Origin of the sequence: Enterobacter cloacae complex sp. P14RS, from assembly GCF_014895895.1 — a bacterium.
In the GTDB taxonomy this organism is placed as follows: domain Bacteria; phylum Pseudomonadota; class Gammaproteobacteria; order Enterobacterales; family Enterobacteriaceae; genus Enterobacter; species Enterobacter bugandensis.
Window position 1 is genome coordinate 21,229 of record NZ_JADBQM010000011.1, and the last position, 24,283, is coordinate 45,511.

The following is a 24,283-nucleotide window of genomic DNA, read 5'->3' on the forward strand; positions in this document are numbered from 1 at the left end:
GATGAACGAACACGAGCAGCCTGCATTCTGGCCCGCCCAGGGGAATCTTCACCAGGGGCGGGTTTTTGTCCTTAAAGAGGATGTGATTTTTACCGTGCTGGCGCAGGAGGGCGGTATCGCCTGGATGCACGCGCGCCATCCCCATTCAGGCGGCTCGTTCATCATTGCCACCGCGGTGAGCGACGAAGAGGAAGAGCGGGCCACGCGGCTGCTAAAAAACGAATTTGCGCTGCGTGACGTGCTGCAGGACAGCTGGGCCATCCGCGCCGTTGCCTCCACCCAGTACCGGGGACGTTTCGCGCTGGTGTATGCGCCGTTTGCGTTTGAGCTGCTGGCGCGGCGCGCGGGCAGGGCGATCTCGGGGATCTCGCGCTTTATTGAGATGGCGATCCAGATCTGCGTTCCCCTGCGCCAGATGCACCTGCAAAACCTGATCCACGGCGATATCAAGCCCGGCGCGATTTTTGTTCATCACGATGCCACCTGCCGTCTGGGCAGCTTTGGCCTCTCCTGCAGCCTCTCCGGTGCCTTCTCCCAGGCCCGGCTTGCCGTTTCAGGCGGTACGCCCGCGTATATGTCGCCGGAGCACACCACCCGCACCCGGCGTCCCGTTGACGGCCGCAGCGATCTCTACAGCCTCGGCATGGTGCTGTATGAACTCCTGACCGGACGCCTGCCGTTTGAGTTGGGGGAGGACGATCAAACCAACTGGGCGCACTACCATATTGCCTCGGAGCCGCTGGCCCCGGACGTGATTCGTCCGGACGTGCCGGGAATGCTGTCGACCATCATCCTCAAGCTGCTGGAGAAGCACCCCGATAACCGCTACCAGACGGTCGACGGGCTGATTGCCGACCTCCGCCGCTGCCAGGCGACGCTGACCTGTGAGGGCGAGATCGTCGCCTTTACCCCCGGCCAGCAGGACCGCACTCCCGCGATCCATCTGGCGGACTCCCTGTTCGCGACGCATCCGCAGGCGAATGACGTCATTGCCGCGTTTGAGCGGGTGGGGCAGAACCTGGTGCCGGAGCTGGTGACGATCGGCGGGCCGTCGGGGATTGGCAAATCGTCCATCATCGCGACGGCGCTCAAAACGCTGCAGCAGCGTCAGGTATTGCTGGCGGTGGGGAAAGTCGATCAGTTCTCGCCGTCTTTGCCCTACGGCGTATTAAGCTCCGCGTTCCGCACCCTGACGCTGCACCTGCTGGGGCTGCCCGCGGAAGAGGTGGCGAAGTGGAAAATCCGCCTGTCGCGCGCCCTGGAGGGGTACGAAGCGCTGGCCGTCAGCCTGGTGCCCGAGCTGGGGCTGCTCCTTGAGAGCAAGCCGCGCTACTCGGCGGATACGTTTTCCATTGATGCCCGGGCGCGCTTCAGCCATATGGTGCTGGCGCTGGTAAAAACCTTTGCTTCTCAGGGCTGCCCGCTGGTGCTGGTGCTCGACGATCTCCAGTGGAGCGACGCGGCCAGCCTGCATACGCTGAAACATCTGCTGGTGACCTGCGGCGCTATCCCGCTGCTGCTGGTGGTCGCCCACCGCGATATCGGTTCGTTGTCTGAACCGACGCTGCAACAGCAGCTGGCGAGCCTGCCGGAGGCGGCGCAAAACGCGACTGAAATTGTCCCGCAGGCGCTGTCCGTGAAGGCGGTGGCGCGCTGGCTGGCGACGATATTTCGTGCCCGCAGCGCGGCGACGACCGACCTCGCCACGCTGATCCACGAGAAAACCGGGGGCAACCCGCTCTTTGTGCACGAGTTTTTCCGCCGCATCGTGGATGACGGGCTGGTGGTGCACAACAAATATCAGGATAAGTGGCACTACGATCTGCAGGCGATCCGCGCCCGGCACTACACCGAAAACGTCGTTACCCTGGTGCTGGAGCAGCTCGAAGAGCTGCCCGACGAGACGCGCCGCCTGCTGGGCAGCCTCGCCTGCCTCGGCGGCACGGGCGAGATGGAGATGATCTGCCGGGTGGTCAGCATGTCGATGGCGGAAATGCGCTATGCGCTGCATCCGGCGGTGATGGCCCAGCTCATTGTGCTGACGGAAAAAGAGTACGCCTTCACCCACGACCGGGTGCAGGAGGCGGCCTTTGCGATGCTGGATCAGCATGAGAAAAGCCATCTTCACCTGACCACCGCCAGCCTGCTGGCCGATGCCGCGCGTCAGGCCGCGGGGAACGAACTGCTGTTTCGCGCCGTTCACCACGTCACGGCTGCGCTGGACTGCATCCAGCCCGCGCCGCAGCGCCAGATGTTCCGCGAGCTGAGCCTGCTGGCCGCACGACGGGCAAAGCGTTCGGGGGATTATCCATCGGCGCTCAGCTATATCCAGACCGCCAGAGCGCTGGGCAACGCCGGAACGGTGTCAGACTTTATGCTTGATATCGAAGAGGCGGGCTGCGAGTTTGCTCTGGGGCACCTGGAGCGCACCCGCGAGTTGTGTGACGCCATCCTCGGCTGTCCCGGCGGGCTGACCGAAAAGGCGCTGGCGGCCAACCTGCTGGTGGAGGTGTACATTCGCCAGTCGGACAGCCGTCTGGCGCTGGAGGCGGCGCTCTGCTGGCTGGGGATTTTCGGTATTCAGATTGGCCGCCACCCGGAAGATGCCGACTGCGACGAGGCCTGGGAACACTTCTGCAACCGCACGGCCGACGCGCCGCAAAGCCTTTTTGCCCAGCTGTCGCGAATGGATAACCCGGAAACCGAAGCGGTGATGAACCTGCTCTACAGCGCCAGCATTTGCGCCAGCTTCATCTGCCCGCGCCTGCATTTTTTGCTGCTCTGCCGCATGATGCACCTGACCCTCGACCACGGCATCACTGGCGCCTCCACCACGGCGATGGCCTGGTTTGGCGTGCTGATTGGCCAGCGCTACGCCGAGTACCGCCTCGGGTTCCAGTACGGCACCCTGGCCCGCGAGCTGGTGAACCGCCACGGCTACGACGCGTTTGAAGCCAAAACCCTGCTGCCCCTCGACCAGCTCAGCGTCTGGACCCAGCCGCTGTCGTTCACCATCGAGTGCGCAAAAGCCTGCTTCACCGCCGCCGTTACCCACGGCGATATGACGGTGGCCTGCTTTGCCGCCTGCCATCAGGTCATTAACTTCCTCTCACGGGGCGATCACCTGGACGGAGTGTTGACCAGCATCGATCGCGGCCTGGCGTTTGTACGTAAAACCCACTTCCAGGACGTGGAGACCATATTGATGCTCCAGCGCACCTTCGTGGAGTTTTTGCGCACGCCGACGATCGGCACCTGGACCGCGTCGCAGGCGCTGCCCGAGGAGCTGCTTCCCGCGTCGCCGGAGCAGGCCCCGGAGCAGACCTCCACCATGCTGTTCTGGTACTGGCTCTACCGCGGCATGGCGCACTTTACCTGCGGCGAGTATACCGACGCGCAGGCGGATCTTGAGATGGCGGGCTGGTACGCGTGGTCTGCGCCGGGCCACATCCATCTGCTGGATTACCATCTCTACAGCGCGCTGGCGCTCTCACGTCAGCTGACGCCGGAGACATTTTCGGCGAATCACCGCCGCAGCATTCACGCTCACTACGACAAAATCGCCCTCTGGGCGCGCATTAATCCCGGCACGTTCGCGGATAAAGAGGCGCTGATCTACGCCGAAATTGTCCGTCTGGACGGGATGAACAGCATTGCGCTTGAGCAGTATGAGAAGGCGGTCCGGCTCTCCCGCGAGGGTGGCTTTAACCCGATTAACGCCCTGGCCCACGAGCTGGCGGGCCGCTTTGCGCTGGCCTGCGGCTACCCGACCGCATCAGACGCGCACTTCCGCGGCTCGATTGCCGCCTGGGGCCGCGCGGGCGCGCAGGCCAAGGTGCGCCAGCTGGAGCAGGATTTCCCGCACCTGCTGGCCTCCGGGCAGGCCAGCGCCTACGACACGGTGGCGTTTGCTCAGAACGAGACGATCCGCGATCTGCAGAGCGTGATCAAGGCTTCCCGCGCGCTGTCGGAAGAGATCAATCTTGAGCGCCTGATTGAAAACCTGATGACCATCCTGCTCGAACGCGCCGGGGCGCAGCGCGGCCTGCTGCTTCGCGTGAGCGATAACCTGATCCCGGAGATCGAGGCCAGCGCCTGGACCAGCACCGACGGCGTGCGGGTGCGGATCCTGAAAGACGTGCCGATGGCGACCGACATGCCGCTGTCGGTGCTGGCTGCGGTGATCCGCACCGGGCAGGAGATCCGCACCGGCAAGCCGGAGGAGTTTCATCCCTTCAGCCAGGACCCTTATCTGGTGACCTCGGGGGCGGCGGTGATGTGCGTCCCGATGTTCAAACAGGCGCGGCTGGTGGGCGTGCTCTACCTGGAAAACCGCCTGATGCCGGAGGTCTTCACCGCCGAGCACTCGCGCGTGGTCAGCCTGCTGGGCGCGCAGGCAGCGGTATCCCTGGAGACGGCGCGGCTCTACGCCGAGCTGCTGGCGGAGAATATTCAGCGCCGCCGGGTGGAAAAAGAGCTGCGCGCCAGCCAGACCTCGCTGATGCTGGGCGAGCAGATCAGCCACACCGGCAGCTGGCGCTGGGAGCTGGAGCAGGATCTGATGTTTGTCTCGGAAGAGTACGCCCGCATTCTCGGCCTGCCCGACCAGCAAAAGATGATCTCCATGGCGGAGTTTTTAACCTTCGTCCACGAGGACGATTACGCCCGCATCAGCGCCATCGTCACCCAGAGCGTGCGCGACGGGCTCTCCATGCGTGCGGAGTTTCGTATTAAGCGCACCGACGGCTCAACGCGCTACATCCTCGGAATTGGCGATCCGGTGGGGGTGGGCAGCGAGGTGAACGAGTACTACGGCATCATTACCGATATCACCAGCCAGCGCGCCGCGGAAGATGCTATGCGGGTGGCGCAGGCGGATCTGGCGCGCGTTTCCCGCGCCACCACCGTTGGGCAGCTGACCTCCTCCATCGCCCACGAGATCAACCAGCCGCTGATGTCCATCGTCTCGAATGCCGGGGCGAGCCTGCGCTGGCTCAGCCGCGAGCCCGCCCGCCTGGATAAAGTGCGCGAAGGGCTGGAGGAGATCGCCGCGGAAGGCGCGCGTGCGGGGGAGATCATTCGCAGCATCCAGTCCCTGACGCGCAAGCAGGATCCCACCTTCTCGCGCATCGATATGCACTACCTGATCCACCATATCATCACGCTTTCGCGCAGCGAGCTGGAGCAGAGACACATTAGCGTTGATTATCTGTTGAACGCCAGCGACAGCTTTATCACCGGGGACAGCGTGCAGATCCAGCAGGTGCTGCTGAATCTGGTGATGAATGCGGTAGAAGCGATGGCCGAGGTGAGGGATCGCGCCACCACCATCATCCTCAGCACCGCCAACGCGGACGGGAAAGTGATCGTTGAGATCGCCGATACCGGGAGCGGCATTGAGCCCGAACGGCTGGAGCAGATTTTTGACTCGTTCTACTCCACCAAGCCGCAGGGGATGGGGATGGGGCTGACCATCAGCGCCAGCATCATCGAGCGCCACTGCGGAAAGCTGAGCGCGCGCCGCCGGGAACCGCACGGCACGGCGTTTACCTTCGCGCTGCCGCTGGCCGCGCAGGAAGGGTAAACGTTACTCCGCGGGCTGGCTTTTGGTCAGGCGCTCAACGGCCCTGACCAGCTCGGCCACGGAGCGCACCTGCATTTTCTCCATCACGCGGCGGCGGTGCACCTTCACCGTGATCTCGCTGACGCCCAGCTCGGCGGCAATCTGCTTGTTGAGCTTGCCGGTGATGGCAAGCTCAAGCACCTCGTGCTCGCGCGGCGTGAGGGACAGATGGCGCTGCTTCAGGGCGTAGTGCTCTTTATTGCGCACGGCGTTGTTTTCCGCCAGCTGCAGTGCGGACGCAATGGCGTCGATAAGCGCGGCGGATTCAACGGGCTTGGTGAGAAATTCGTACGCGCCGCCTTTGATGGCGCGCACCGACATCGGGATAGTGCCGTGGCCGGTGAGAAAAATAATCGGGATCTCGCGCCCGCTGTCTTTGAGCGCGTCCGCCACCTCGAAGCCAGAGATGGCGGGCATCTGCATGTCGAGGATCACGCACGACGGCAGATCCTCAAACCGGTGTTGAAGAAACGTTTCTGCTGATGAAAAGCCGATGGCGTTTAAGTCTGCCGATTCCAGCAGCCCGATTACGGACTGCCTGACCGCGTCATCGTCATCAACCACATACACAATGTGTTCCATTCACCGCCCCGGTGCTGATTTAAATGTCGAGGATGCAAACAGTCCCAACGGTGGCGTAAGAGACTGTTTATGCTGACTTTCATCTTAACACATTAAATATCATTATCATTTAACAATATGATAACCATATGAAGTATAGCGAGCCGGGGCGGGGGCGGTGAAGGAATGAAACGCTGTTTTTATGCACCGACAAGCTCGATGCGGTTGCCGTCCGGGTCCGCGATTACCGCTTCATAGAAGCCGTCCCCGGTCATGCGCGGGGCGCTGAGCAGCGTGCCGTTTGCCAGCGCCCGCTCGGCCATGCTGTCCACTTTTGCCTTGCTGCCGACGTTAATGGCGATATGCGCCCAGCCGATAAACTCCGGGTGCGACGGGGCGTCGGGCAGGTCCGGCAGCGTCATTAGCTCGAGGGTCGGCCCGTCATCCAGGGTAATAAAATGGGATTCAAACCCCGGACGGTTTTTGCTGACGTAGCGTTCGTTACTGCGGCCATTAAACACCGTTTCCCAGAACTGAACCTGGGCTTCAAGGCTGCGGGTCCAGAGTGCGACATGTGCAATATTCATAAGATCCCTCGTTATTTGTCTGTGAGGACTTTCACCGATAAAACAGGCTACACTCTGGTTTTGAGCGCGACAAGCTGAGGAAACAACAATGCACTACACACTGAAAGAAAGCGACAAGGACAAAGCGGAAGGGTCAAGCGGCGCGGGCGCTCTGCAGCAAAAACTGCTGGAGTCCCGTTCGATTGTCATCTCCGGCGAGATCAACCAGGAGCTGGCGCAGAAGGTCATTACCCAGATGATCCTGCTGCAAAGCGTCAGCAACGATCCGATCAAGCTGTACATCAACAGCCAGGGCGGCCACGTGGAAGCGGGTGACACCATTCACGACTTCATCAAGTTCATCCGCCCGGAAGTGCACGTTATCGGCACCGGCTGGGTGGCAAGCGCCGGGATCACCATCTTCCTGGCAGCGAAAAAAGAGCACCGCTACTCGCTGCCGAATACCCGCTTTATGATCCACCAGCCGCTGGGCGGCGTGCGCGGTCAGGCGACGGATATTGAGATCGAAGCGCGCGAGATCATCCGCATGCTGGATCGCGTCAACAAGCTGATCGCTGATGCCACCGGCCAGCCGCTGGAAAAAGTGAAAAAAGACACCGACCGCAACTACTGGATGTCTCCGGCAGAAGCGCTGGACTACGGCATCGTGGGCAAACTGATTACCCATTACGACGAGCTGAACCTGGATTAAGTTTTACCGCCGTGTACGTGTCGGGTAGCGGCTTCGCCTTACCCGACCTACGCGCGCTCGTTTGACCCATGACAAGTTCCCCCTCTGCCTTCTTGCCTATAATCGCGCCTGTTTCCCCTCTCACTGGTGCTACCCATGGCGTATCAATTGAACCTGAACTGGCCGGAATTTCTTGAGAAATACTGGCAAAAACAACCCGTAGTGCTGAAAAATGCCTTCCCGAATTTTGTCGACCCGATTACCCCGGACGAGCTGGCAGGCCTGGCGATGGAGCCGGAAGTCGATAGCCGTCTGGTGAGCCACGCTAACGGCAAATGGCAGGCCAGCAATGGTCCGTTTGAGCACTTTGACGGTCTGGGCGAAACCGGCTGGTCGCTGCTGGCGCAGGCGGTGAACCACTGGCATATGCCCGCCGCAGAGCTGGTGCGTCCGTTCCGCGTCCTGCCGGACTGGCGTCTGGACGATCTGATGATCTCCTTCTCCGTGCCGGGCGGCGGCGTGGGTCCGCATATCGATCAGTACGACGTGTTTATCATTCAGGGGATGGGCAGCCGCCGCTGGCGCGTGGGCGACAAGCTGCCGATGCGTCAGTTCTGCCCGCATCCGGCGCTGCTGCACGTGGATCCGTTTGAGCCGATCATCGACGAAGATCTTGAGCCGGGCGATATCCTCTATATTCCGCCTGGATTCCCGCACGACGGCTTCACCCATGAAACCGCGCTCAACTACTCCGTCGGCTTCCGCGGGCCGAACGGCCGCGATCTGATCAGCAGCTTCGCCGATTACGCGCTGGAAAACGATCTGGGCGGCGAGCACTATAGCGATCCGGATCTGACCTGCCGCGAACACCCGGGCCGCGTGGAGCAGTACGAGCTCGATCGTATCCGTCAGATGATGATCGACATGATTAGCAAGCCGGACGATTTCACGAAATGGTTTGGCAGCTTCGTCTCCACGCCGCGCCACGAGCTGGATATCGCCGCCGCCGAGCCGCCGTATTCGGCAGACGAGGTGCTCGACGCGCTGCAGGGCGGCGAAACGCTGTCGCGCCTGAGCGGCCTGCGCGTGCTGAACGTTAACGGCAGCGTCTTCATCAACAGTGAACAGCTGGAGACGGTAGACGCGAAGGGCGCGGATGCGCTGTGCCGCTACACCGAGCTCGGCCAGGCCGAGCTGGGCGACGCGCTGAAAAACCCGGCGTTTGTTGACGAACTCACCGGGCTGATTAACCAGGGGTACTGGTACTTCGACGAGTAACATGAGGCGGCGTTTAGTCAGCCTAAACGCCGCTACGTTCAAACCAGCATATTACACGCCTTCCAGTAGTTCAAAAGCCGCTCGTCGTCGCGCTCTTTCTCCGCTTTGATTTTCATCGCCTGGGCGAGATTCTCTCGCGATAATTCATGGCCTTTTTGCACGATGTCCAGGACCGCTTCACCAAGAGCCAGCGAAATTTCTGCCCGATTATTGTTGCGAATCGTCATAAATACCTCCTCGTTGGTTGCGATAATTTAATTATGATCGGGAAATAATCAGTCGGAAATAATTCATCTCATTCTTATTTTTTCACTTCGGCGTTAAATAGACATCATATTCCATTCTGTCAATGATGTTTCAAAATGCTAATAAGCCTTTTAAGCCTGAATTTATGCGCTACAGTTATTTTTCGTGCAACAGGCAAATAACCGAAACAGGAGAATGATTATGGTAGATAAAAGCGCAATTAAGGATCACACTCAGGTTGTCGCCAGCTGCGGAACGCACGTCGGGGTTGTGGACCATTTAGACGGCGAGCGTATCAAGCTTGCGAAGAGTGACCCTGAATCAGGCGGCAAGCACCACTTTATTCCTCTCGGCTGGGTCGATAAGGTCGAAGATAATAAAGTTATCCTGACCAAAAACCATAAAGAGGTTTTTGCTGAGTGGCAGGAAGCATAAATATATTTCTCGTAAAGAAATATATATCTTCGCTCCGGCTTTGTCCGGAGCGTAATAGTGTCTGCGCCCGGTGATTGCTGATATGGCAAAGGGATGGTACTGTTTTGCCTGTCCTTTTCCCGATGCAGGCCCCGAATTATGCTCCAGAGTGAAAATAGATCAGCGAAACGCATATTTTTTGTTGAGGATTTTCAGGTATTCGGCGAGCGCTACGGCATCGACTACCGTTTCCCGCTGTTAAAAGGGGAGCAGATCAGCGGCAGCCCGGTGTTGCAGGGGAATGTGGAAGAGATGACGCTCTCGTCCGGCATTTCGCTGACCCACTCCGACGTGCATGTATTACAACCCTACGAAACCACATCCCGCCACAGCAGCCCGCTCTATATGCTGGTAGTTCTGGAAGGGTGCGTTACGATCGCGCTCAATGGCATCGACTATCACGTTCGTCCCGGCATGGCGTTCAGCGCCCGTCTGAGTGAGGAACAGGTGATGAGTGCGCGTCACGACGCCGACAGCGCGCTGAAAACGCTCTCGTTTGGCGTGTACCCGCATGAAGCCGGGCGAGAAGCCCTGCTTGAGTCACTGCTGCTGGAATGGCAAAACCTGAATACACCCACGTTTGTCTGGCACGTTCCCGAGTTTGTTATGTCAGGCATTCAGCATGCGCAGCAGCAGAGGGGAAGCATGCTCGCGCGTAAGCTATTGCTGGAGGGGCTGATGTACCAGCTGCTCGGCCACGGCCTGAACCAGCGCCAGCAGCCCTGCCCGAGCCGCCCTGAGCATGCGCGCCTGGAACGCGTACGGAGCATGCTGGAACAGTCTCCTGAACGGGATCATACTCTCGCGCAGCTGGCAGCCCTGGCTGCAATGAGCCCAAGCAGCCTGCGCAGCAAGTTCCGTCAGCGCTACGGCTGCACCCTCTTCGATTATCTTCGCGACTGTCGCCTTGCGCTGGCGCGCCGCTATCTTCTGGAAGGCCACAGCGTGCAGCAGGCGGCCTGGATGTGCGGGTATCAGCATGCTACCAACTTCGCCACCGCGTTTCGTCGTCATTACGGGATTTCTCCGGGCGACGTGCGCAAACTCCGCTAACGTAATTTCGCCCATCGCGCGAACGCATCCCGTGCGGTTTAGCATCGCGCATACGTAACCTGGCGGCGCGCATAGCCGTTTGCACTCTCAAAAAGGTAATAATTCTTATTAACAATAAGAAATATCTCTGGAGAGGGTTATGTTTGCTAAATCGCGTCTGGCACTGCTGGTGGGATGGGTTACCGGTAGCGTCGCTTTTCCTTTACTGGCGCAGGATGCGCAAAAAACTGACACCGTGGTGGTGACCTCGCAGATGCAGTCTGCGGCCACCAAGCTTGAAACGCCGGATATTGAAACTCCGCAGTCGGTCTCTATCGTCACGCGCGAGCAGTTCGAAGAGCAGGGCGCAACCAGCGTGCGGCAGGCCGTGAGCTACACGCCGGGGGTCTACAGCAACCAGATTGGGGCGTCTAACCGCTTTGACTACATGGTGCTGCGCGGCTTCTCTGACGGCAGCCTGGACAACGTCTACCTGGACGGCCTGAAGATGATGGGCGACACCAACTCCCACAGCTCGCTGGTGGTTGATCCGTGGTTCCTGGACAGTATCGAAGTCGTGCGCGGTCCGGCCTCCGTGCTCTATGGCCGTTCATCGCCTGGCGGGATTGTGGCGCTTACCTCCCGTAAGCCGTCGTTCGATCCGGGCGGGGAGATCAAGCTCTTCGCCGGGAACAATAGCCAGCGTGGGGCGATGTTCGACGTCACCGGCCCGGTTGATGACAATGACCGCGTGGCGGTGCGCCTCAGCGGGATGACCCGCTATGCCGATTCCCAGTTCGATCCGCTGAAGGAAGAGCGTTACGCGCTGATGCCGAGCCTGACCTGGCGTATCACCGATAACACCCGTCTGGATCTGATGGCCTACCTGCACCGCGATCCGGAAGGCGGCAGCCACTCCGGCCTGCCGTACGAGGGCACCGTTGTGCCGCACAGCGGGAAGAAAATCTCCAACACGTTCTTTGAAGGCGAAGACGATTACGACAAGTACGATCGTCGGGAAAACATGGTCGGCTATAACCTTGAGCACCTGTTTGACAGCGGCTGGTCCGTGCGCCAGAAGTTGCGCTACCTGCACACCAAAGTGGAGCTGAACCAGGTGTATGCCGCAGGCTGGCTGAATGACACCGAGCTGAACCGCGGCTATTCCGGCTCTGACGAGAAGATGAACGCCATCACCCTGGATAACCAGGTCGACGGCAGCTTCGACACCGGGGCGGTGAACCACCGCGTGCTGATCGGCATGGACTATCAGGACCGCACCAACAACGTGACCGGCTACTATGGCGGCTTCCCGCCGATTGACGCCTTCCACCCGGTTTACGGTGCGAAGCCGGACTACATCACCCAGTACAGCAGGGAAAAGCATAAGCTTCGCCAGACCGGTTACTACCTACAGGATCAGATGTCCGTTGACCGCTGGCGCCTGACGCTCGGCGGGCGTTACGACCAGGTGAGCGTGTCGAACGTCGACAACTTCAACCACACCCGCAGCGATCTGGATAAAAACAACTTCAGCAGCCGCGCGGCGCTGCTGTATCTGTTTGATAACGGCGTTGCGCCGTACGTCAGCTACTCCACCGCCTTTACGCCGACCAGCTTTGCTGACGAGCAGGGCAATATCCTGGATCCGATGAAGGGCAAGCAGTGGGAAGCGGGCGTGAAGTATGAGCCAGAAGGGATGAACAGCCAGTTCAGCGCCTCGGTGTTCCGCATCAACCAGAAGAACATTGCCACCAAAGAGGAGCCGACCGATCCGTACCGTTCCATCGGTGAAATCGAATCCGAAGGCGTTGAGCTGGAGGCGATTGGTCAGCTGACCGACAGCCTGCGTATGCAGGCGGCGTACACCTACACGGATATTCGCTATAAGAAGAGCAGCCCGGAAGAGGAGGGCAAGCGCGCCGTCTATGCCCCGCGTAACATGGCCAGCGCCTGGCTGAGCTACGACGTCAAAACCGGCCCGCTGGACGGCCTGACCGTCGGCTCCGGCGTGCGCTATGTCAACGGGATCGCCAGCGATCGCCAGAACACCCATACGCTTCCATCGTACACGCTGGTGGACATGGTCGTGGGATATGACCTGTCGAAAGTGGGGCTCACGGGCGTGAGTGCGCAGCTGAACGTCAATAACCTGACGGACAAAAGCTACGTTGCGGCGTGTAACTCGCTCTCTTACTGCTACTTCGGCGCAGAACGCAGCATTGTGGGCAGCGTTTCGTGGAAGTTCTGAGTCGTTGATTTTGCCGGGTGGCGGCTTCGCCTTACCCGGCCTACTCTATTCGGTAGCGCCACCGGCGCAAAAAAACGTACTACTCCTCCATCGCAATCACAATCGCCTCGCCCATCTTCTTCAACGCCTCGCGATGCTTATCCGTCGGCGGCAGCGCCACGTTGATCCGCAGGCAGTTGCGGTACTTCCCGGAGGCGGAAAACAGCGACCCGGCCGCCGCCTGGATCTTCAGCCGACACAGCTGCTTGCTGACGCACACCATATCCACCTTCTCCGGCAGCTCAACCCACAGCAGGAAGCTCCCCTGCGGGCGCGTGACGCAAATCTCTGCCGGAAAATACTGCCGCACCCAGCAGGTGTAGGTTTCCATATTCTGCTGATAAATCTGGCGCATACGGCGCACGTGGCGATGGTAATGGCCGTCGCGAATAAACGCCGCCACCGCCATCTGGGTGCCCGGCACGTTAAACCCGCCCGCGGCGTATTTCATGTGCATCACCCGGTCGTAATAGCGTCCCGGCACAATCCAGCCGACGCGCAGGCCCGGCGCCACGGTTTTGGTAAACGAGCTGCAGAGGATCACGCGGCCATCGATGTCCATCGAGTGAATGGTGCGCGGGCGCGGGTACTCCGCCGCCAGCTCACCGTAAATGTCATCCTCCACAATCACGATATCGTGCCGCTGGGCGAGGGCTAAAACCTGTTTTTTCCGCGCTTCCGGCATGATAAACCCGAGCGGGTTATTGCAGTTGGGCACCAGGATCACCGCCTTGATCGGCCACTGCTCCATTGCCAGCTCTAACGCCTCGATGCTGATCCCTGTTTCAGAGTCGGTGGGAATTTCAATCGCCTTGATGTCAAACCCGCGCAGCATCTGCATGGTGCCGTGGAACGACGGCGATTCCACCGCCACGATGTCCCCCGGCTTGCACACCGAGAGCAGGGCGATCGACAGCGCGCCGTGGCAGCCGTTGGTGATCACAATGTCGCTTGCCGAGACGGTAGAGCCGCCGTCCAGCATCAGGCGGGCGATCTGCTCGCGCAGCTCAAGGCGGCCGTCGAGCACGTCATAGCTCAGCATCTCGCTTGGGTTATGCTGCGCAAGGCGGCTCATCTCGCGCCACAGGGGCTTCAGGCTCGGCTGGTTAATGTCCGGCGAGCCGCCGCCAAAGGAGATCATCTCTTTGTCGGCGCGGGCGTCCAGCAGCATCATCACCTCATCCCACTGGGTGACGTCCACCGGGCGCTGCACCGGACGCGTCATCGCCGGGACGGGCGGCTGGGCTTTGCGTTTCGAGACAAAATAGCCGGAGCGCGGCTGGGGGGTGATCAGCTGAAGGTTTTCGAGGATCTGGTAGGCCTGCTGTATGGTGCTGATGCTCACGCCATGCTCCTGGCTCAGGGCGCGCACCGACGGCAGACGCTCGCCGCTGCGATACAGCCCTTGTTCAATGCGTTCTGCCAGAAGGTTGGCCAGGTGTTGATAGCGTGTCATGCTGTATCCTTTATTTTCACCATACAGATTATTAAACCAGTACAGATTGCCGCAAAAACCGGCATGCAGATACCGTTTTAGCGGATCTGTATGTTAAACAAAAGTTGTTTTTGCATCTGTATTGCGCAGGTCGATTTCCAGGATGATAACCCCACTGGCACAGTGAGGAGAGCATTATGGAATTCTACGAAAACCGTTCAAAACGTCCGTTCGTCGTATTTGTCTGGATCGGCAAAACGATCCGCAACTGGTATCGCATCAACCGGACCCGCCGCATCCTGAGCCAGATGAGCGACGAGCAGCTCAAGGACGTTGGGTTATCGCGATATGATGTATGAGGATAGGGTTGTCCGGTGGCGCTACGCTTACCGGGTCTACAGAAGAGCGTAGGCCGGGTAAGGCGTAGCCGCCACCCGGCATATAACAAGCGGATTATTCGGCAGATTTTACGGACGTGTTTTCAGCGATACGGCGCAAATATTCGTTGTTCTTGAACGCAACCATAATCAGTTCGAACATCACGCGGCATCCGACCAGGCTGCATACCGTACCGAAAAAGCCGGTGATGAGATGGTCGCTGAACATGGTATACACACCGCCTGCAAAAATAAGCAGCATGGCGATCCAGTAAAATAAGACCAGCACGCGTGGTGTTAATAAATAATCAAATCCCAAAATTGATTTCATTTTCTTTTCCTTAGAAATGTAAAAAGCCATCAGATTATATCGATATTTTAAAATGGTGCTAATTGGGCAGATATCTGAATTCAGAGTAATATCTCCAGCGTATGCCGTTTCGGCCTTTCCAGCAGCTCCAGCGCCTCCTGATACGACCGCACGTTGTTATAGCCCATTACCAGCCCGTAGCGTTTGCCCGACCCGCGATACCACTCCGAGAGCGCATTGACCTGCAACTGCTGTTCCTGCCAGCAGCGGGCCACTTCCCGGTCGCAGCTCCCTTTGGTGAGAAACGCCACGATATGCATCCCGCCGTCGTTTTGCTCGGTGAAAAACAGATCGCCATACACCTCGCGCAGGGCGGAAATCATCCAGTCGCGGCGGGTCTGGTACAGCGCACGCATCTTTTTGAGATGGCGGAAAAAATGCCCTTCGTTGAGAAACGCGGTGAGGATCTTCTGCATCAGCACCGGCTGGCCGCTGGTGGTGATATCCGCGCAGTCGGTAAAGGCCCCGACGGTGCTGGCGGGCATCACCACGTAGCCCATGCGCAGCGACGGCATGATGGTTTTACTGAAGGTGCCCATAAAGATCACCCGGTCGTGCTGGTCGAGGCTTTTCAGCGACGGCAGCACCTTGCGGGTGTAGTGAAACTCCCCGTCGTAATCGTCTTCGATGATCCACGCCTCGTTCTGGCTGGCCCAGTCGAGCAATTGCTGCTTGCGTGGCAGGGAGAGCGTCACCGCCAGCGGGCTCTGGTGCGAGGGGGTGACGATGGCAAAACGCGCGTCACGATGGTGACGAAGCAGGTATTCCGTATCAATGCCGCAGCGATCGACCGGCGCCGTGTGCAGGCGCGGCACGATCCGCTTCAGCAGCTGCTGGCCCATAAAGTAGCCCGGATCTTCAAACACCACCTTGTCGCTGCGGCTGGCGAGGGTGTCGAGGATCAGCCGCAGGCTGCCGCTGTAGCCGCTGGTGATCAGCACCTGTTCGGCGGTGCAGGACAAGCCGCGTGAGATATTGAGATAGCTGGCGATGGCCTGGCGCAGCGGATACCAGCCCAGGACGGGCGGGTTGAGCATCTCCTCCTGACGCATGGCGCGCGTCGCCTGGCCCGCCAGCAGCAGCCATTTTTTATACGGGAAGCTGTCGAGGGCGGGGATGCCGGGGCGCAGAAATCCGGCCCGCTCGCGCTGGCTGATAAGCGAGGCCGGAAGCGTGCCGGTAGGCTGTTCCGCAGGGGCATTGTTATCCGGCAGCAGTAAATCCGGGTTGACCCGCGTGCCGCGCGCGCCCTGGCTCACCAGATACCCTTCACCCGTCAGAATGGCGTACGCCGTTTCGACGGTTTTGCGCGCCACCTTCAATTCTTCCGCCAGCACGCGGATGGCAGGTACCTTATCCCCCGGCTTCAGCACGCCCCGCGTGATGTTGTCGCGATAGCGTGTATAAATGTCGTGATAGCCCGGCTTCATGTCCTACCTCATTTCACGCTTTTTGTATCTTTTTACTATGTCATGAACGGCGTAGATTTACCTCATCGCACGGCACATGCCGCACAAAAAGAGGAAAGACAATGAGCACTCGCGTTAACCACCATAAAGTTACACCTGCCCTCGCCAACGCGCTGTCTGCCCTGAGCATGGAGGTGGCAAAAACCTCCATCGACCCGGCGCTGAAGCACCTGATCGACATTCGCGTGTCGCAGCTGAACGGCTGTACGTTCTGTCTGGATATGCACTCTAAAGAGGCCAAAATCGCCGGGGAACGCGAGCTGCGCCTGTACCATCTGGCGGCCTGGCGCGAGTCCCCGCTGTTCAGCGCCCGCGAGAAAGCCGCGCTGGCCTTCACCGAAGCGCTGACCCAGATTGGCGTTCATGGGGTGAGCGACGCGCTGTACCGCAGCGTGGCGGAGCACTTCTCGGACGTGGAGATTTCAGAGCTGAACTTCGCCATCGTGGCGATCAACGCCTGGAACCGTCTGGGGATCACCTCCCGCATGGCGCCCGGCTCGCTGGACGCGGCTTACGGGCTGAATAAGGCTAACCTGGAATAATCCCGCGCTCGCGGATCATCGCCACCAGCGCCCGCAGTCCCGGCGGAACGTGGCGATGGCCGGGGTAATACAGGCGCAGCCCGGCAAAGGGCTGCGCCCAGTCGTTTAAAACGCTCACCAGTTCTCCACGCTCAAGCTCTTCCCGGATATACAGTTCCGGCAAAAATCCTACCCCTAATCCCGCCTTTACGGCGCGGATCGAGGCGAAAAGATCGGATGTCGCAAAGCGCGGCGGTACGGCAAGGGCGTACGTTTCCCCCCGACGCGCCAGCTCCCAGCGGTAGATCCCACCGTGGGCCATGCGCATGCCGATCCCCTGATGCGAAAGCAGATCGTCCGGCGTCTGCGGAGTACCGTGACGGGCAAAATAGTCCGGCGTGGCGGTCACCAGCTGGCGGATCTCTCCGGTCAGCGGCACGGCTATCATGTCCTGCGGCACGGACTCCTCAAGGCGGATCCCCGCGTCGTAGCCTTCGGCAACGATGTCGATCATGCGCGCTTCGCTGACGGTTTCCACGCGCATCTTCGGGTAGCGGATCATAAAGTCGATCAGCAGCTGGTCCAGAAACAGGGTGCCGATATGGTTCGGCACGTTCAGACGCAGCGTGCCGGCGGGTTCCCCGGTGTCGCTGTGGATCTCCTCGCTGGCGAAGCGGATCTCCTGCAGCGCCGGGCCAACGCGCGCCACGTAGCGCTGTCCGGCGTCGGTGAGCGCCACGCTGCGGGTAGTGCGGTTAAAGAGGCGGGTATCAAGGCGGCTCTCCAGCCCGGCGATGGCGTTACTGACCGCCGTGGCGGACATGCCGAGCTCCTGCGCCGCGCCGCGAAAGCTGCCGCGCCGCACCACCGCCATGACCACTTCCAGCTCTGTCAGACCTGAACGATGCATAGATTATCCTGAAAATCGAAACAACCCTTGCAGCATAGCGTGGATTATCGCAACGGAGAAGCCGTGCCAGACTGTGCTCACACAGCCCGAGGAGGTTTATATGCACACTATCGAACAGATCTTTATTAACGGCGAATTTGTTACCCCGCACGGCACCGAACGGTTTGATTTATACAACCCGGCGACGGCGCAGGTCATCGGGCAGGTACGCCTGGCGGATGAGGTTGACGCAGCGCGCGCCGTTGCGGCGGCAAAAGCGGCGTTCCCCGCGTGGTCGCAGACGACAAAGCAGGAGCGCATTGCCGCGCTAAAACGTATGCACGCCGCCGTGGCCGCTCGTCACGACGATCTGCTGGAAGCGGTCATCGAAGAGTACGGCGCGCCCGCCTCGCGCTCGGCGTGGATGGCCAGCTATCCGGCGGAGGTGATTGCTCAGGCGATTGAGGCGCTGGAGGCGTTTGAATTCGTCACCCCTGCGGGTGCAGCCACGGTGCAGATGACGCCGCTTGGCGTGGCCGGGCTGATTACGCCGTGGAACAGCGACGCAGGATTTATCTGCGGCAAGCTGGCGGCCGCGCTGGCCGCGGGGTGTACGGCGGTGATCAAGCCGAGCGAAATGAGCGCCCTGCAAACGCAGATTGTCACCGAAGCGCTGCGCGATGCGGCTCTGCCGCCGGGCGTGTTTAACATCGTCACCGGGCGGGGTGAGACGGTCGGTGACACAATCAGCCGCCATCCGGACGTGGCAAAAATCTCGTTTACCGGTTCGACGCATACCGGCAAGGCGATCCTGCGCAACGCGGCGGAAAGCTTTAAGCGCGTGACGCTGGAGTTAGGCGGGAAATCGCCGACGATCCTGCTGGATGACGTGGATCTGGCGCAGGCGATCCCGCTTGTCATTCAGGCCGGGTTTATGAACAGCGGGCAGGCGTGCGTGGCCGGTACGCGCATTCTGGTGCCTTACTCGCGTAAGGCGGAGATCGAAACCGCGCTGGCGCAGGCCGTGGCGGCGGTGAACTCCGGCGACCCGCGCGATAAATCAACGGACGTCGGCCCGATGGTCAGCGCAAAGCAGTGGCAGCGGGTGCAGGGCTATATCCGCAAAGGTGTCGAAGAGGGGGCGCGCCTGCTGGCGGGCGGCGAGGGGCGGCCGGAAGGCACGCAGGACGGCTGGTTTGTGCGCCCGACGCTGTTTGCCGACGTGAACAACCAAATGACGATTGCCCGCGACGAGATTTTTGGTCCGGTTCTGTGCGTAATTCCCTATCGTGACGAGGCGGAGGCGATTGCCATTGCCAACGACACGGACTACGGCCTGAGCGCGGTGGTGCTGGGCGGTGCGGACCGCGCGCGCCGCGTGGCGCAGCAGATTGTTTCCGGTCGCGTGCTGGTGAACACCCTGGCCCATGAACCGAAAGCGCCGTTCGGCGGGTTTAAGCACTCCGGCGTGGGGCGCGAGATGGGCGAGTGGGGGATCCGCGCGTTTATGGAGCCGAGGTCGGTTCTGGGCTAAAGCTTCGCTCTTTACCGAAGCATTGTGCTTTTCCATCCTGCATTCTCTCCTCAACATCACAGCGGAGAGACCATCATGATCGCAGTCCTTTTCGAAGCCAAAGCCGCGCCTGCCCATCAGGCGCGCTACCTCCAACTTGCCGCAGAGCTTAAGCCTTTGCTGGCCGACATCGACGGCTTTATCGATATCGAACGGTTCCAGAGCCTGACGACCGACGGCAAAATTCTTTCCCTTTCCTGGTGGCGGGATGAAGAGGCCGTCCGCCGCTGGAAGCAGAACGTTTTCCATCAGGCGGCGCAGGCCGAAGGGCGGGAGTCGATTTTCTCTTTCTACCGTATTCGCGTGGCACAGCTGGTGCGGGAGTACAGTTCCGAAACGGGAGGCCGCGCGGATGTATGACGTTCACGTGATTTTCCGCGACGGGCCCGGCGAGCTGGCGCGCTTTGGACAGCTGTTGGGGCGCAACGGCGTAGGGCTTGAGGGGGGCGGCGTATTCGGTACCGATGCCCATTTCCTGGTGGAGGACGGGGAAAAAGCCCGCCGCGTGCTGGTGGAGGCCGGGTTTACCGTGCAGGCGGTGCGAAAGCCGGTGATCAGAAAACTCAGGCAGTCGCGTCCCGGCGAGCTGGGTGAAATTGCGGCGACGCTGGCGGCACGCGGCGTGTCTGTTCTTACCCAGTACAGCGACCATGCGAATCACCTTATTCTGCTGACGGATGATGATAAGCTGGCTGCAGAAATCACCGAACCCTGGGCAGCACATGTTAAAGACAAGCTTACCGACTGATAACGGCGCGGCGCTGGAGCAGGCCATTGCGGCGGTGGCGGCGGCAATGGCCGATCCGTCGCGCGTGAAGATGCTGTGTGCGCTGATGGACGGGCGGGCGTGGACCGCCACTGAACTGAGCACCGCGGCAGACGTCGCCCCCTCGACCGCCAGCGGGCATCTCGCCCGGCTGGTGGAGGGAAAGTTGATTACCTGTCTGTCTCAGGGGCGGCACCGCTACTATCGTCTGGCGGGGCACGACGTGGCGGAGCTGATCGAACAGATGATGGGGCTCTCCTGGAGCCGCATTGCGCCGCCGGAAACCACCGCGCCGAAGGCCATGCGGGAGGCGCGCACCTGCTACGATCATCTGGCGGGCGCGGTGGCGGTAAAGATCTACGATTTCATGCAGGCGGAAGGCTGGCTGGAGGCAGACGGTTCAGCACTCACGCTGTATGGCCGGGAGCAGTTTCTGAAGCTCGGCGTGTCGTTAAGCGCTCATCCGCGCCGCAAGGCCTGCTGCGCCTGTCTGGACTGGAGCGAGCGGCGGTTTCACCTCGGAGGCGAAGCTGGCGCGGCGCTGCTTATTCATCTGGAAAGCAAAGGGTGGATCCAGCGGGAGGCGGGGTACAGGGAGGTGGTGGTGACGGCTTCGGGAAAAAGTGCCGTCAGGAGGCATTTTAGCCGCTAAACTCCACTGCGGGCTGGTGCCCTCACCCCGACCCTCTCCCACAGGGAGAGGGAGACATCGTTTTCGCAATTCCTGCTCTTTCGTCTCGCGTTTCTTGATACTTACCCTGATAACTATTATCTTGACCGCGTGTGACGAGAGGTTTCCCCATGAGTGAAGAAGCGCTGTTTAGCCGCAGGCCGATGGGCATGCGGATGGCAATGATCGTGCGCCAGTGGCGTGCGGTGATCGATGATGCCATTCTCGATACCGGCTTAACCCAGTCGAGCTGGACGGTGATGATGCAGCTTCATCAGCTCGGGGATAACGTCTCAATGAGTGAGCTGGCGGAGGTGCAGGGTATTGAACTGCCGCCGCTGATGCGCACCCTGACACAGCTGGAAAAACAGGGTTACCTGCTGCGCACCACATCGCCTTATGACAAGCGCATCCGGCTTCTGACGCTGACGCCTGAGGGAAAAGCCATTTTAAAAAGGCTCACTCAGGTGATTGAGACCTATCAGGCTCGCGTATCGCAACACATCGCGCCGGAGCATATCGAGATTTTCAGCGCCACGTTAAATCAAATCGCCTGCAATTTGCGGACAATCCGCGAAGAAGACAACAAGACCGAAAAATAATGACCCCTGAACAAAAATTTGCCCGCTGGGTAAGGGTGAGTATTGCCTCTTTCCTGCTGATGTTTATCTATTTTGTCGTCGCGGATATCTGGATCCCGCTGACGCCGGACTCCACCGTCATGCGCGTGGTGACGCCGGTTTCTCCGCGCGTCTCCGGCTACGTGGCGGCGGTACATGTCCACAACAACAGCCAGGTGAAGAAAGGCGATCTGCTGTTTGCGCTCGACGACACGCCGTTTCGCAATAAAGTGGAAGCGGCGCAAATCGCGCTGGAGCAGGCGCGTCTCTCTAACGAACAGCTGGACGCGCAGATCGCCGCCGCGCAGGCCAGCCTGAAAACCGCGGTGCTGACCGCGCGTAACGACAAGGTGACCTTCGAACGCTATCAGAAGCTGAGCACGTTACAGAACGTCTCGCAGGCGGATCTGGATAAGGTCCGCACCGCCTGGCAGAGCAGCGAGCAGTCCGTCAGCACGATTCAGGCCAACATCCGGAACCTGCGCATCCAGCGCGGCGAGCGCGAAGAACACCGCAACGTGACGCTGCAAAAATACCGCAACGCGCTGGATGAAGCAGAACTGAACCTCGGCTGGACAAAGGTCTACGCCCAGGCGGACGGCACGGTCAGTAACCTGCAGTTAAGCCGCGGTTTTTACGCCTCATCCGGCTCCGCCGCGCTGGCGCTGGTAAACAACCAGACCGATATCGTGGCCGATTTCCGCGAGAAGAGCCTGCGCCATACCCGTCAGGGCACCGATGCCGCCGTGGTGTTTGACGCCTTCCCGGGGCAGGTGTTCCGCGCCCACGTGGCCAGCAGCGACGCGGGGATCCTCGCAGGCCAGGAGGCGGTTAACGGCCAGCTCTCCCAGCCGGAGACCTCAAACCGCTGGGTACGAGATGCCCAACGCATGCGCATTCACGTCACGCTGGACGAGCCGCTGCCGAAGCCGCTGCCAACCGGCGCGCGGGCGACCGTGCAGCTCTACAACAGCGAAGGGCCGTTTGCGCGCTTCTTCTCCGGAATGCAGATCCACCTGGTGAGCCTGCTTCACTATGTCTATTAATACGCTGGCGCGGGTCTTTACCCCGCACGGCAACATCGTCTACACGGCAAACGACTTTCGCCAGACCCTGCGCATCGTTTTTGCCGGGATGATTGCCCTGAGCATATCGAGCTTCTACAACACCAGCTACGGCGTGTTTTTCGTGGTCTATCCGATCATGCTGCTGTCGCTGGTGCCGGTGTTTAACCGCCACGTGGCGAAGCAGTTTATCTTCAGCGCATCGCTGAACTGCGTCGAAATGGTGATTATCATCGGCTATCTTTCCCAATGGCCGGTCATCATGACGCTGGTGGTATTTGCTCTTTACGTGATGCGTTTTCGTTTTATGAGCAAAGGGCCGCTGTTCCTGTTCGGCTCGATGGGCGTTGTGTGCCAGAGCGTAATGCTCAACTTTATGAGCTACCCCACCACCAACTGGCACACGCTGCTGTTTTCCAACATTGAAGCGAGCGTGATGGCGGTGTGCCTGAGTGCGCTGATGAACTACCTGCTGCCGGACGTGGAGCCCCGCAAGCCGCCGCCGCTGATTGAGAAAGACGACGCCCGCGTGCGCCACGAGTCGCTGCTCTCCGGCAGCGTCGCGACGATGATTTTCGTGGTGTTTCAGATTAGCGACTTAAGCGATTCGCTCTCGGCGCTGATGGCAGGAATTCTGATCCTGTTCCCTATGCACTACCGCGGCGCGGTGATAAGCTCCATCTGGCGCGTGGTCGGGGTAGTGCTGGGCTGCCTCTACATTCTGGTGGTGCAGCTTATCCTCTACGATCACAGCAGCCATATGCTGCTGATGATGCCGCTGATTGGCCTCGGCCTGGCGTTTGGCGCGCGGCTGCACGTGATGGAGAAAGTGGGCGCGGGCGTGGGGTTTTCCAGCATCACGACCATCGGCATTATGTTCGGGCAGAACATGCACCCGGACAGCGACCTGGTGTTCAGCGATCTCTATCGCATCACCTCCGTGACCTTTTCGCTGGTGGCGACGCTGACGATGGTCTTTCTGGTGCATTTGATCCTGAACCGTTTCGCCGCCACGCGCTACGTCATTCAGGGCTGATAGCGTTTGCCGCCGCTGAAGCTCCAGTCCTCAGCGGCCGTAAACTGGATAACGACCATCACGTCTTCACCTTCAATGCCCATCTTCTCATTCAGTTGCGCAGCCAGATGGTGGTAGAGGGCAGATTTCTGTTCAGTGCTCCTCGGCTTACCAGCAACGATATTAAACAGTATCGCCCCCTCCGTTCTGCCCGTGCTGAGATAGTGCCGATCAATGTATCGATCCCCGGCCGCGAAGCATTCAATAAAATGGAATCTGTCCTGCGCGGGAACGGCGAAGGTTTCCGTCAGCGCCTGGTGCAGAATGTCCGAGATCTGCTTTTGCTGCATCTCGCTATAGCGGTCACCCGTCATGATACGAACAAACGGCATTATTGTTTCTCCTCTTCAAGGCTGCTCAGCGCGCTGACGGCGGCCGGCCAGCCTGCGTAAAACGCCAGATGGGTAAACGCTTCGGCTATTTCGTCGTCCGTCACGCCGTTTTGCCGGGCGAAGCCGATATGCCAGGGAAGCTGCGCGGTGCGCCCCAGGGCTGCCAGCGCGGCAAGCGTGATCAGACTGCGATCCCGCGGGGCTAGCTGCGGACGCTGCCAGATATCGCCAAAAAGTACCTGCTGGCTCAGTTCCGCCAGCTTAGGGGAAACCTGCGCAAGCGTGTCGAGATTCAGTGTTGTGCTCATTTTTATTCCTCCTGTCGTCTGGAAATCACTCTCGCAGGCTGCCACCATAAATA

At 60.1% G+C, this 24,283-nt stretch carries 23 protein-coding genes and 1 pseudogene; 15 read left to right on the forward strand and 9 right to left on the reverse strand.

Annotation, left to right across the window (positions count from 1 at the left end):
* Nucleotide 1 precedes the first annotated feature (1 nt).
* Nucleotides 2-5,584, forward strand: a complete 5,583-nt coding sequence (locus tag IM295_RS09400; protein ID WP_193066593.1) for an ATP-binding sensor histidine kinase — start codon at nucleotides 2-4, stop codon at nucleotides 5,582-5,584.
* A gap of 3 nt (nucleotides 5,585-5,587) precedes the next feature.
* Here IM295_RS09400 and IM295_RS09405 read toward each other — a convergent pair whose 3' ends face one another.
* Both IM295_RS09405 and IM295_RS09410 read right to left on the reverse strand, forming a co-directional pair.
* Complete coding sequence (locus tag IM295_RS09405; protein ID WP_063942937.1) at nucleotides 5,588-6,205, reverse strand: response regulator transcription factor; 618 nt, start codon at nucleotides 6,203-6,205, stop codon at nucleotides 5,588-5,590.
* Between the two features lie 179 nt (nucleotides 6,206-6,384).
* Entirely contained in the window at nucleotides 6,385-6,771 is a 387-nt protein-coding gene (locus IM295_RS09410; protein ID WP_028015367.1) for a VOC family protein, read from the reverse strand.
* 85 nt (nucleotides 6,772-6,856) lie between these two features.
* Between IM295_RS09410 and IM295_RS09415 the strand changes: the two are divergent.
* A pseudogene (locus tag IM295_RS09415) lies at nucleotides 6,857-7,462 on the forward strand (ATP-dependent Clp protease proteolytic subunit); the annotation flags it as partial.
* Between the two features lie 135 nt (nucleotides 7,463-7,597).
* On the forward strand, nucleotides 7,598-8,719 hold the full coding sequence (locus tag IM295_RS09420) for a cupin domain-containing protein (protein WP_047367254.1): 1,122 nt from the start codon (nucleotides 7,598-7,600) through the stop codon (nucleotides 8,717-8,719).
* A gap of 38 nt (nucleotides 8,720-8,757) precedes the next feature.
* On the opposite strand, the gene IM295_RS09425 is transcribed toward IM295_RS09420, so the two are convergent.
* Nucleotides 8,758-8,946: a hypothetical protein gene (locus tag IM295_RS09425; protein ID WP_028015370.1), complete on the reverse strand. Its 189-nt coding sequence runs from the start codon at nucleotides 8,944-8,946 to the stop codon at nucleotides 8,758-8,760.
* A gap of 220 nt (nucleotides 8,947-9,166) precedes the next feature.
* Here IM295_RS09425 and IM295_RS09430 point away from each other — a divergent pair, with 220 nt between their 5' ends.
* The 3 genes from IM295_RS09430 (at nucleotide 9,167) to foxA (ending at nucleotide 12,722) form a co-directional block, all read left to right on the forward strand.
* The gene (locus IM295_RS09430) at nucleotides 9,167-9,400 is read left to right on the forward strand and encodes a DUF2171 domain-containing protein (protein ID WP_028015371.1); all 234 of its coding nucleotides are present in this window, start codon (nucleotides 9,167-9,169) and stop codon (nucleotides 9,398-9,400) included.
* Between the two features lie 138 nt (nucleotides 9,401-9,538).
* Nucleotides 9,539-10,492, forward strand: coding sequence for an AraC family transcriptional regulator (locus IM295_RS09435; RefSeq protein ID WP_045259553.1), 954 nt, complete (start codon nucleotides 9,539-9,541; stop codon nucleotides 10,490-10,492).
* Between the two features lie 121 nt (nucleotides 10,493-10,613).
* On the forward strand, nucleotides 10,614-12,722 hold the full coding sequence (foxA, locus tag IM295_RS09440) for a ferrioxamine B receptor FoxA (RefSeq protein ID WP_112792168.1): 2,109 nt from the start codon (nucleotides 10,614-10,616) through the stop codon (nucleotides 12,720-12,722).
* Nucleotides 12,723-12,801: 79 nt separating this feature from the next.
* On the opposite strand, the gene IM295_RS09445 is transcribed toward foxA, so the two are convergent.
* Nucleotides 12,802-14,217, reverse strand: coding sequence for a PLP-dependent aminotransferase family protein (locus IM295_RS09445; RefSeq protein ID WP_041911335.1), 1,416 nt, complete (start codon nucleotides 14,215-14,217; stop codon nucleotides 12,802-12,804).
* Nucleotides 14,218-14,393: 176 nt separating this feature from the next.
* Between IM295_RS09445 and IM295_RS09450 the strand changes: the two genes are divergently transcribed.
* Complete coding sequence (locus IM295_RS09450) at nucleotides 14,394-14,555, forward strand: DUF1127 domain-containing protein (RefSeq protein WP_048959778.1); 162 nt, start codon at nucleotides 14,394-14,396, stop codon at nucleotides 14,553-14,555.
* 94 nt (nucleotides 14,556-14,649) lie between these two features.
* Here IM295_RS09450 and IM295_RS09455 read toward each other — a convergent pair whose 3' ends face one another.
* Entirely contained in the window at nucleotides 14,650-14,904 is a 255-nt protein-coding gene (locus IM295_RS09455; protein ID WP_193066594.1) for a DUF4282 domain-containing protein, read from the reverse strand.
* Nucleotides 14,905-14,984: 80 nt separating this feature from the next.
* Nucleotides 14,985-16,373, reverse strand: a complete 1,389-nt coding sequence (locus tag IM295_RS09460) for a PLP-dependent aminotransferase family protein (RefSeq protein ID WP_193066595.1) — start codon at nucleotides 16,371-16,373, stop codon at nucleotides 14,985-14,987.
* Between the two features lie 101 nt (nucleotides 16,374-16,474).
* Between IM295_RS09460 and IM295_RS09465 the strand changes: the two genes are divergently transcribed.
* Entirely contained in the window at nucleotides 16,475-16,954 is a 480-nt protein-coding gene (locus IM295_RS09465; protein ID WP_014882392.1) for a carboxymuconolactone decarboxylase family protein, read from the forward strand.
* On the opposite strand, the gene IM295_RS09470 is transcribed toward IM295_RS09465, so the two are convergent.
* Nucleotides 16,941-17,843 carry a LysR family transcriptional regulator gene (locus IM295_RS09470; RefSeq protein WP_193066596.1) on the reverse strand — a complete coding sequence of 301 codons (903 nt, stop codon included), beginning with the start codon at nucleotides 17,841-17,843 and terminating at the stop codon, nucleotides 16,941-16,943. The genes IM295_RS09465 and IM295_RS09470 overlap by 14 nt on opposite strands.
* A gap of 100 nt (nucleotides 17,844-17,943) precedes the next feature.
* Between IM295_RS09470 and IM295_RS09475 the strand changes: the two genes are divergently transcribed.
* The 7 genes from IM295_RS09475 (at nucleotide 17,944) to IM295_RS09505 (ending at nucleotide 23,551) form a co-directional block, all read left to right on the forward strand.
* Nucleotides 17,944-19,356 carry an aldehyde dehydrogenase family protein gene (locus tag IM295_RS09475; protein WP_047367259.1) on the forward strand — a complete coding sequence of 471 codons (1,413 nt, stop codon included), beginning with the start codon at nucleotides 17,944-17,946 and terminating at the stop codon, nucleotides 19,354-19,356.
* Between the two features lie 75 nt (nucleotides 19,357-19,431).
* Entirely contained in the window at nucleotides 19,432-19,755 is a 324-nt protein-coding gene (locus tag IM295_RS09480) for an antibiotic biosynthesis monooxygenase (protein ID WP_028015378.1), read from the forward strand.
* A complete protein-coding gene (locus IM295_RS09485; protein ID WP_028015379.1) occupies nucleotides 19,748-20,143 on the forward strand; it encodes an amino acid-binding protein in 396 nt (131 codons plus the stop codon). Before IM295_RS09480 ends, IM295_RS09485 begins: the two co-directional genes overlap by 8 nt.
* Nucleotides 20,118-20,813, forward strand: coding sequence for a helix-turn-helix transcriptional regulator (locus IM295_RS09490; RefSeq protein WP_193066597.1), 696 nt, complete (start codon nucleotides 20,118-20,120; stop codon nucleotides 20,811-20,813). Before IM295_RS09485 ends, IM295_RS09490 begins: the two co-directional genes overlap by 26 nt.
* Before the next feature lie 149 nt (nucleotides 20,814-20,962).
* Nucleotides 20,963-21,433: a MarR family winged helix-turn-helix transcriptional regulator gene (locus tag IM295_RS09495; RefSeq protein WP_028015381.1), complete on the forward strand. Its 471-nt coding sequence runs from the start codon at nucleotides 20,963-20,965 to the stop codon at nucleotides 21,431-21,433.
* Nucleotides 21,430-22,497 (forward strand): HlyD family secretion protein, encoded by a 1,068-nt coding sequence (locus IM295_RS09500; protein ID WP_193066671.1) that lies wholly within the window; start codon nucleotides 21,430-21,432, stop codon nucleotides 22,495-22,497. Before IM295_RS09495 ends, IM295_RS09500 begins: the two co-directional genes overlap by 4 nt.
* Complete coding sequence (locus IM295_RS09505; protein ID WP_193066598.1) at nucleotides 22,487-23,551, forward strand: DUF2955 domain-containing protein; 1,065 nt, start codon at nucleotides 22,487-22,489, stop codon at nucleotides 23,549-23,551. The genes IM295_RS09500 and IM295_RS09505 overlap by 11 nt, the downstream gene beginning before the upstream one ends.
* On the opposite strand, the gene IM295_RS09510 is transcribed toward IM295_RS09505, so the two are convergent.
* Nucleotides 23,542-23,922 (reverse strand): tautomerase family protein, encoded by a 381-nt coding sequence (locus IM295_RS09510; protein ID WP_193066599.1) that lies wholly within the window; start codon nucleotides 23,920-23,922, stop codon nucleotides 23,542-23,544. The genes IM295_RS09505 and IM295_RS09510 overlap by 10 nt on opposite strands.
* Entirely contained in the window at nucleotides 23,922-24,230 is a 309-nt protein-coding gene (locus IM295_RS09515) for a carboxymuconolactone decarboxylase family protein (RefSeq protein ID WP_193066600.1), read from the reverse strand. The genes IM295_RS09510 and IM295_RS09515 overlap by 1 nt, the downstream gene beginning before the upstream one ends.
* Between the last annotated feature and the right edge of the window lie 53 nt (nucleotides 24,231-24,283).

What these genes read in the sequence shown, in the direction of transcription:
- IM295_RS09450 (WP_048959778.1), top strand. Translation starts at nt 14,394, where the DNA reads ATGGAATTCTACGAAAACCGTTCAAAACGTCCGTTCGTCGTATTTGTC.
- IM295_RS09455 (WP_193066594.1), bottom strand. Translation starts at nt 14,904, where the DNA reads ATGAAATCAATTTTGGGATTTGATTATTTATTAACACCACGCGTGCTG.
- IM295_RS09430 (WP_028015371.1), top strand. Translation starts at nt 9,167, where the DNA reads ATGGTAGATAAAAGCGCAATTAAGGATCACACTCAGGTTGTCGCCAGC.
- IM295_RS09475 (WP_047367259.1), top strand. Translation starts at nt 17,944, where the DNA reads ATGCACACTATCGAACAGATCTTTATTAACGGCGAATTTGTTACCCCG.
- IM295_RS09425 (WP_028015370.1), bottom strand. Translation starts at nt 8,946, where the DNA reads ATGACGATTCGCAACAATAATCGGGCAGAAATTTCGCTGGCTCTTGGT.
- IM295_RS09400 (WP_193066593.1), top strand. Translation starts at nt 2, where the DNA reads ATGAACGAACACGAGCAGCCTGCATTCTGGCCCGCCCAGGGGAATCTT.
- IM295_RS09480 (WP_028015378.1), top strand. Translation starts at nt 19,432, where the DNA reads ATGATCGCAGTCCTTTTCGAAGCCAAAGCCGCGCCTGCCCATCAGGCG.
- IM295_RS09485 (WP_028015379.1), top strand. Translation starts at nt 19,748, where the DNA reads ATGTATGACGTTCACGTGATTTTCCGCGACGGGCCCGGCGAGCTGGCG.
- IM295_RS09495 (WP_028015381.1), top strand. Translation starts at nt 20,963, where the DNA reads ATGAGTGAAGAAGCGCTGTTTAGCCGCAGGCCGATGGGCATGCGGATG.
- IM295_RS09505 (WP_193066598.1), top strand. Translation starts at nt 22,487, where the DNA reads ATGTCTATTAATACGCTGGCGCGGGTCTTTACCCCGCACGGCAACATC.
- IM295_RS09515 (WP_193066600.1), bottom strand. Translation starts at nt 24,230, where the DNA reads ATGAGCACAACACTGAATCTCGACACGCTTGCGCAGGTTTCCCCTAAG.
- IM295_RS09470 (WP_193066596.1), bottom strand. Translation starts at nt 17,843, where the DNA reads ATGCATCGTTCAGGTCTGACAGAGCTGGAAGTGGTCATGGCGGTGGTG.
- IM295_RS09435 (WP_045259553.1), top strand. Translation starts at nt 9,539, where the DNA reads ATGCTCCAGAGTGAAAATAGATCAGCGAAACGCATATTTTTTGTTGAG.
- IM295_RS09465 (WP_014882392.1), top strand. Translation starts at nt 16,475, where the DNA reads ATGAGCACTCGCGTTAACCACCATAAAGTTACACCTGCCCTCGCCAAC.
- IM295_RS09490 (WP_193066597.1), top strand. Translation starts at nt 20,118, where the DNA reads ATGTTAAAGACAAGCTTACCGACTGATAACGGCGCGGCGCTGGAGCAG.
- IM295_RS09405 (WP_063942937.1), bottom strand. Translation starts at nt 6,205, where the DNA reads ATGGAACACATTGTGTATGTGGTTGATGACGATGACGCGGTCAGGCAG.
- IM295_RS09445 (WP_041911335.1), bottom strand. Translation starts at nt 14,217, where the DNA reads ATGACACGCTATCAACACCTGGCCAACCTTCTGGCAGAACGCATTGAA.
- IM295_RS09510 (WP_193066599.1), bottom strand. Translation starts at nt 23,922, where the DNA reads ATGCCGTTTGTTCGTATCATGACGGGTGACCGCTATAGCGAGATGCAG.
- IM295_RS09410 (WP_028015367.1), bottom strand. Translation starts at nt 6,771, where the DNA reads ATGAATATTGCACATGTCGCACTCTGGACCCGCAGCCTTGAAGCCCAG.
- IM295_RS09460 (WP_193066595.1), bottom strand. Translation starts at nt 16,373, where the DNA reads ATGAAGCCGGGCTATCACGACATTTATACACGCTATCGCGACAACATC.
- IM295_RS09420 (WP_047367254.1), top strand. Translation starts at nt 7,598, where the DNA reads ATGGCGTATCAATTGAACCTGAACTGGCCGGAATTTCTTGAGAAATAC.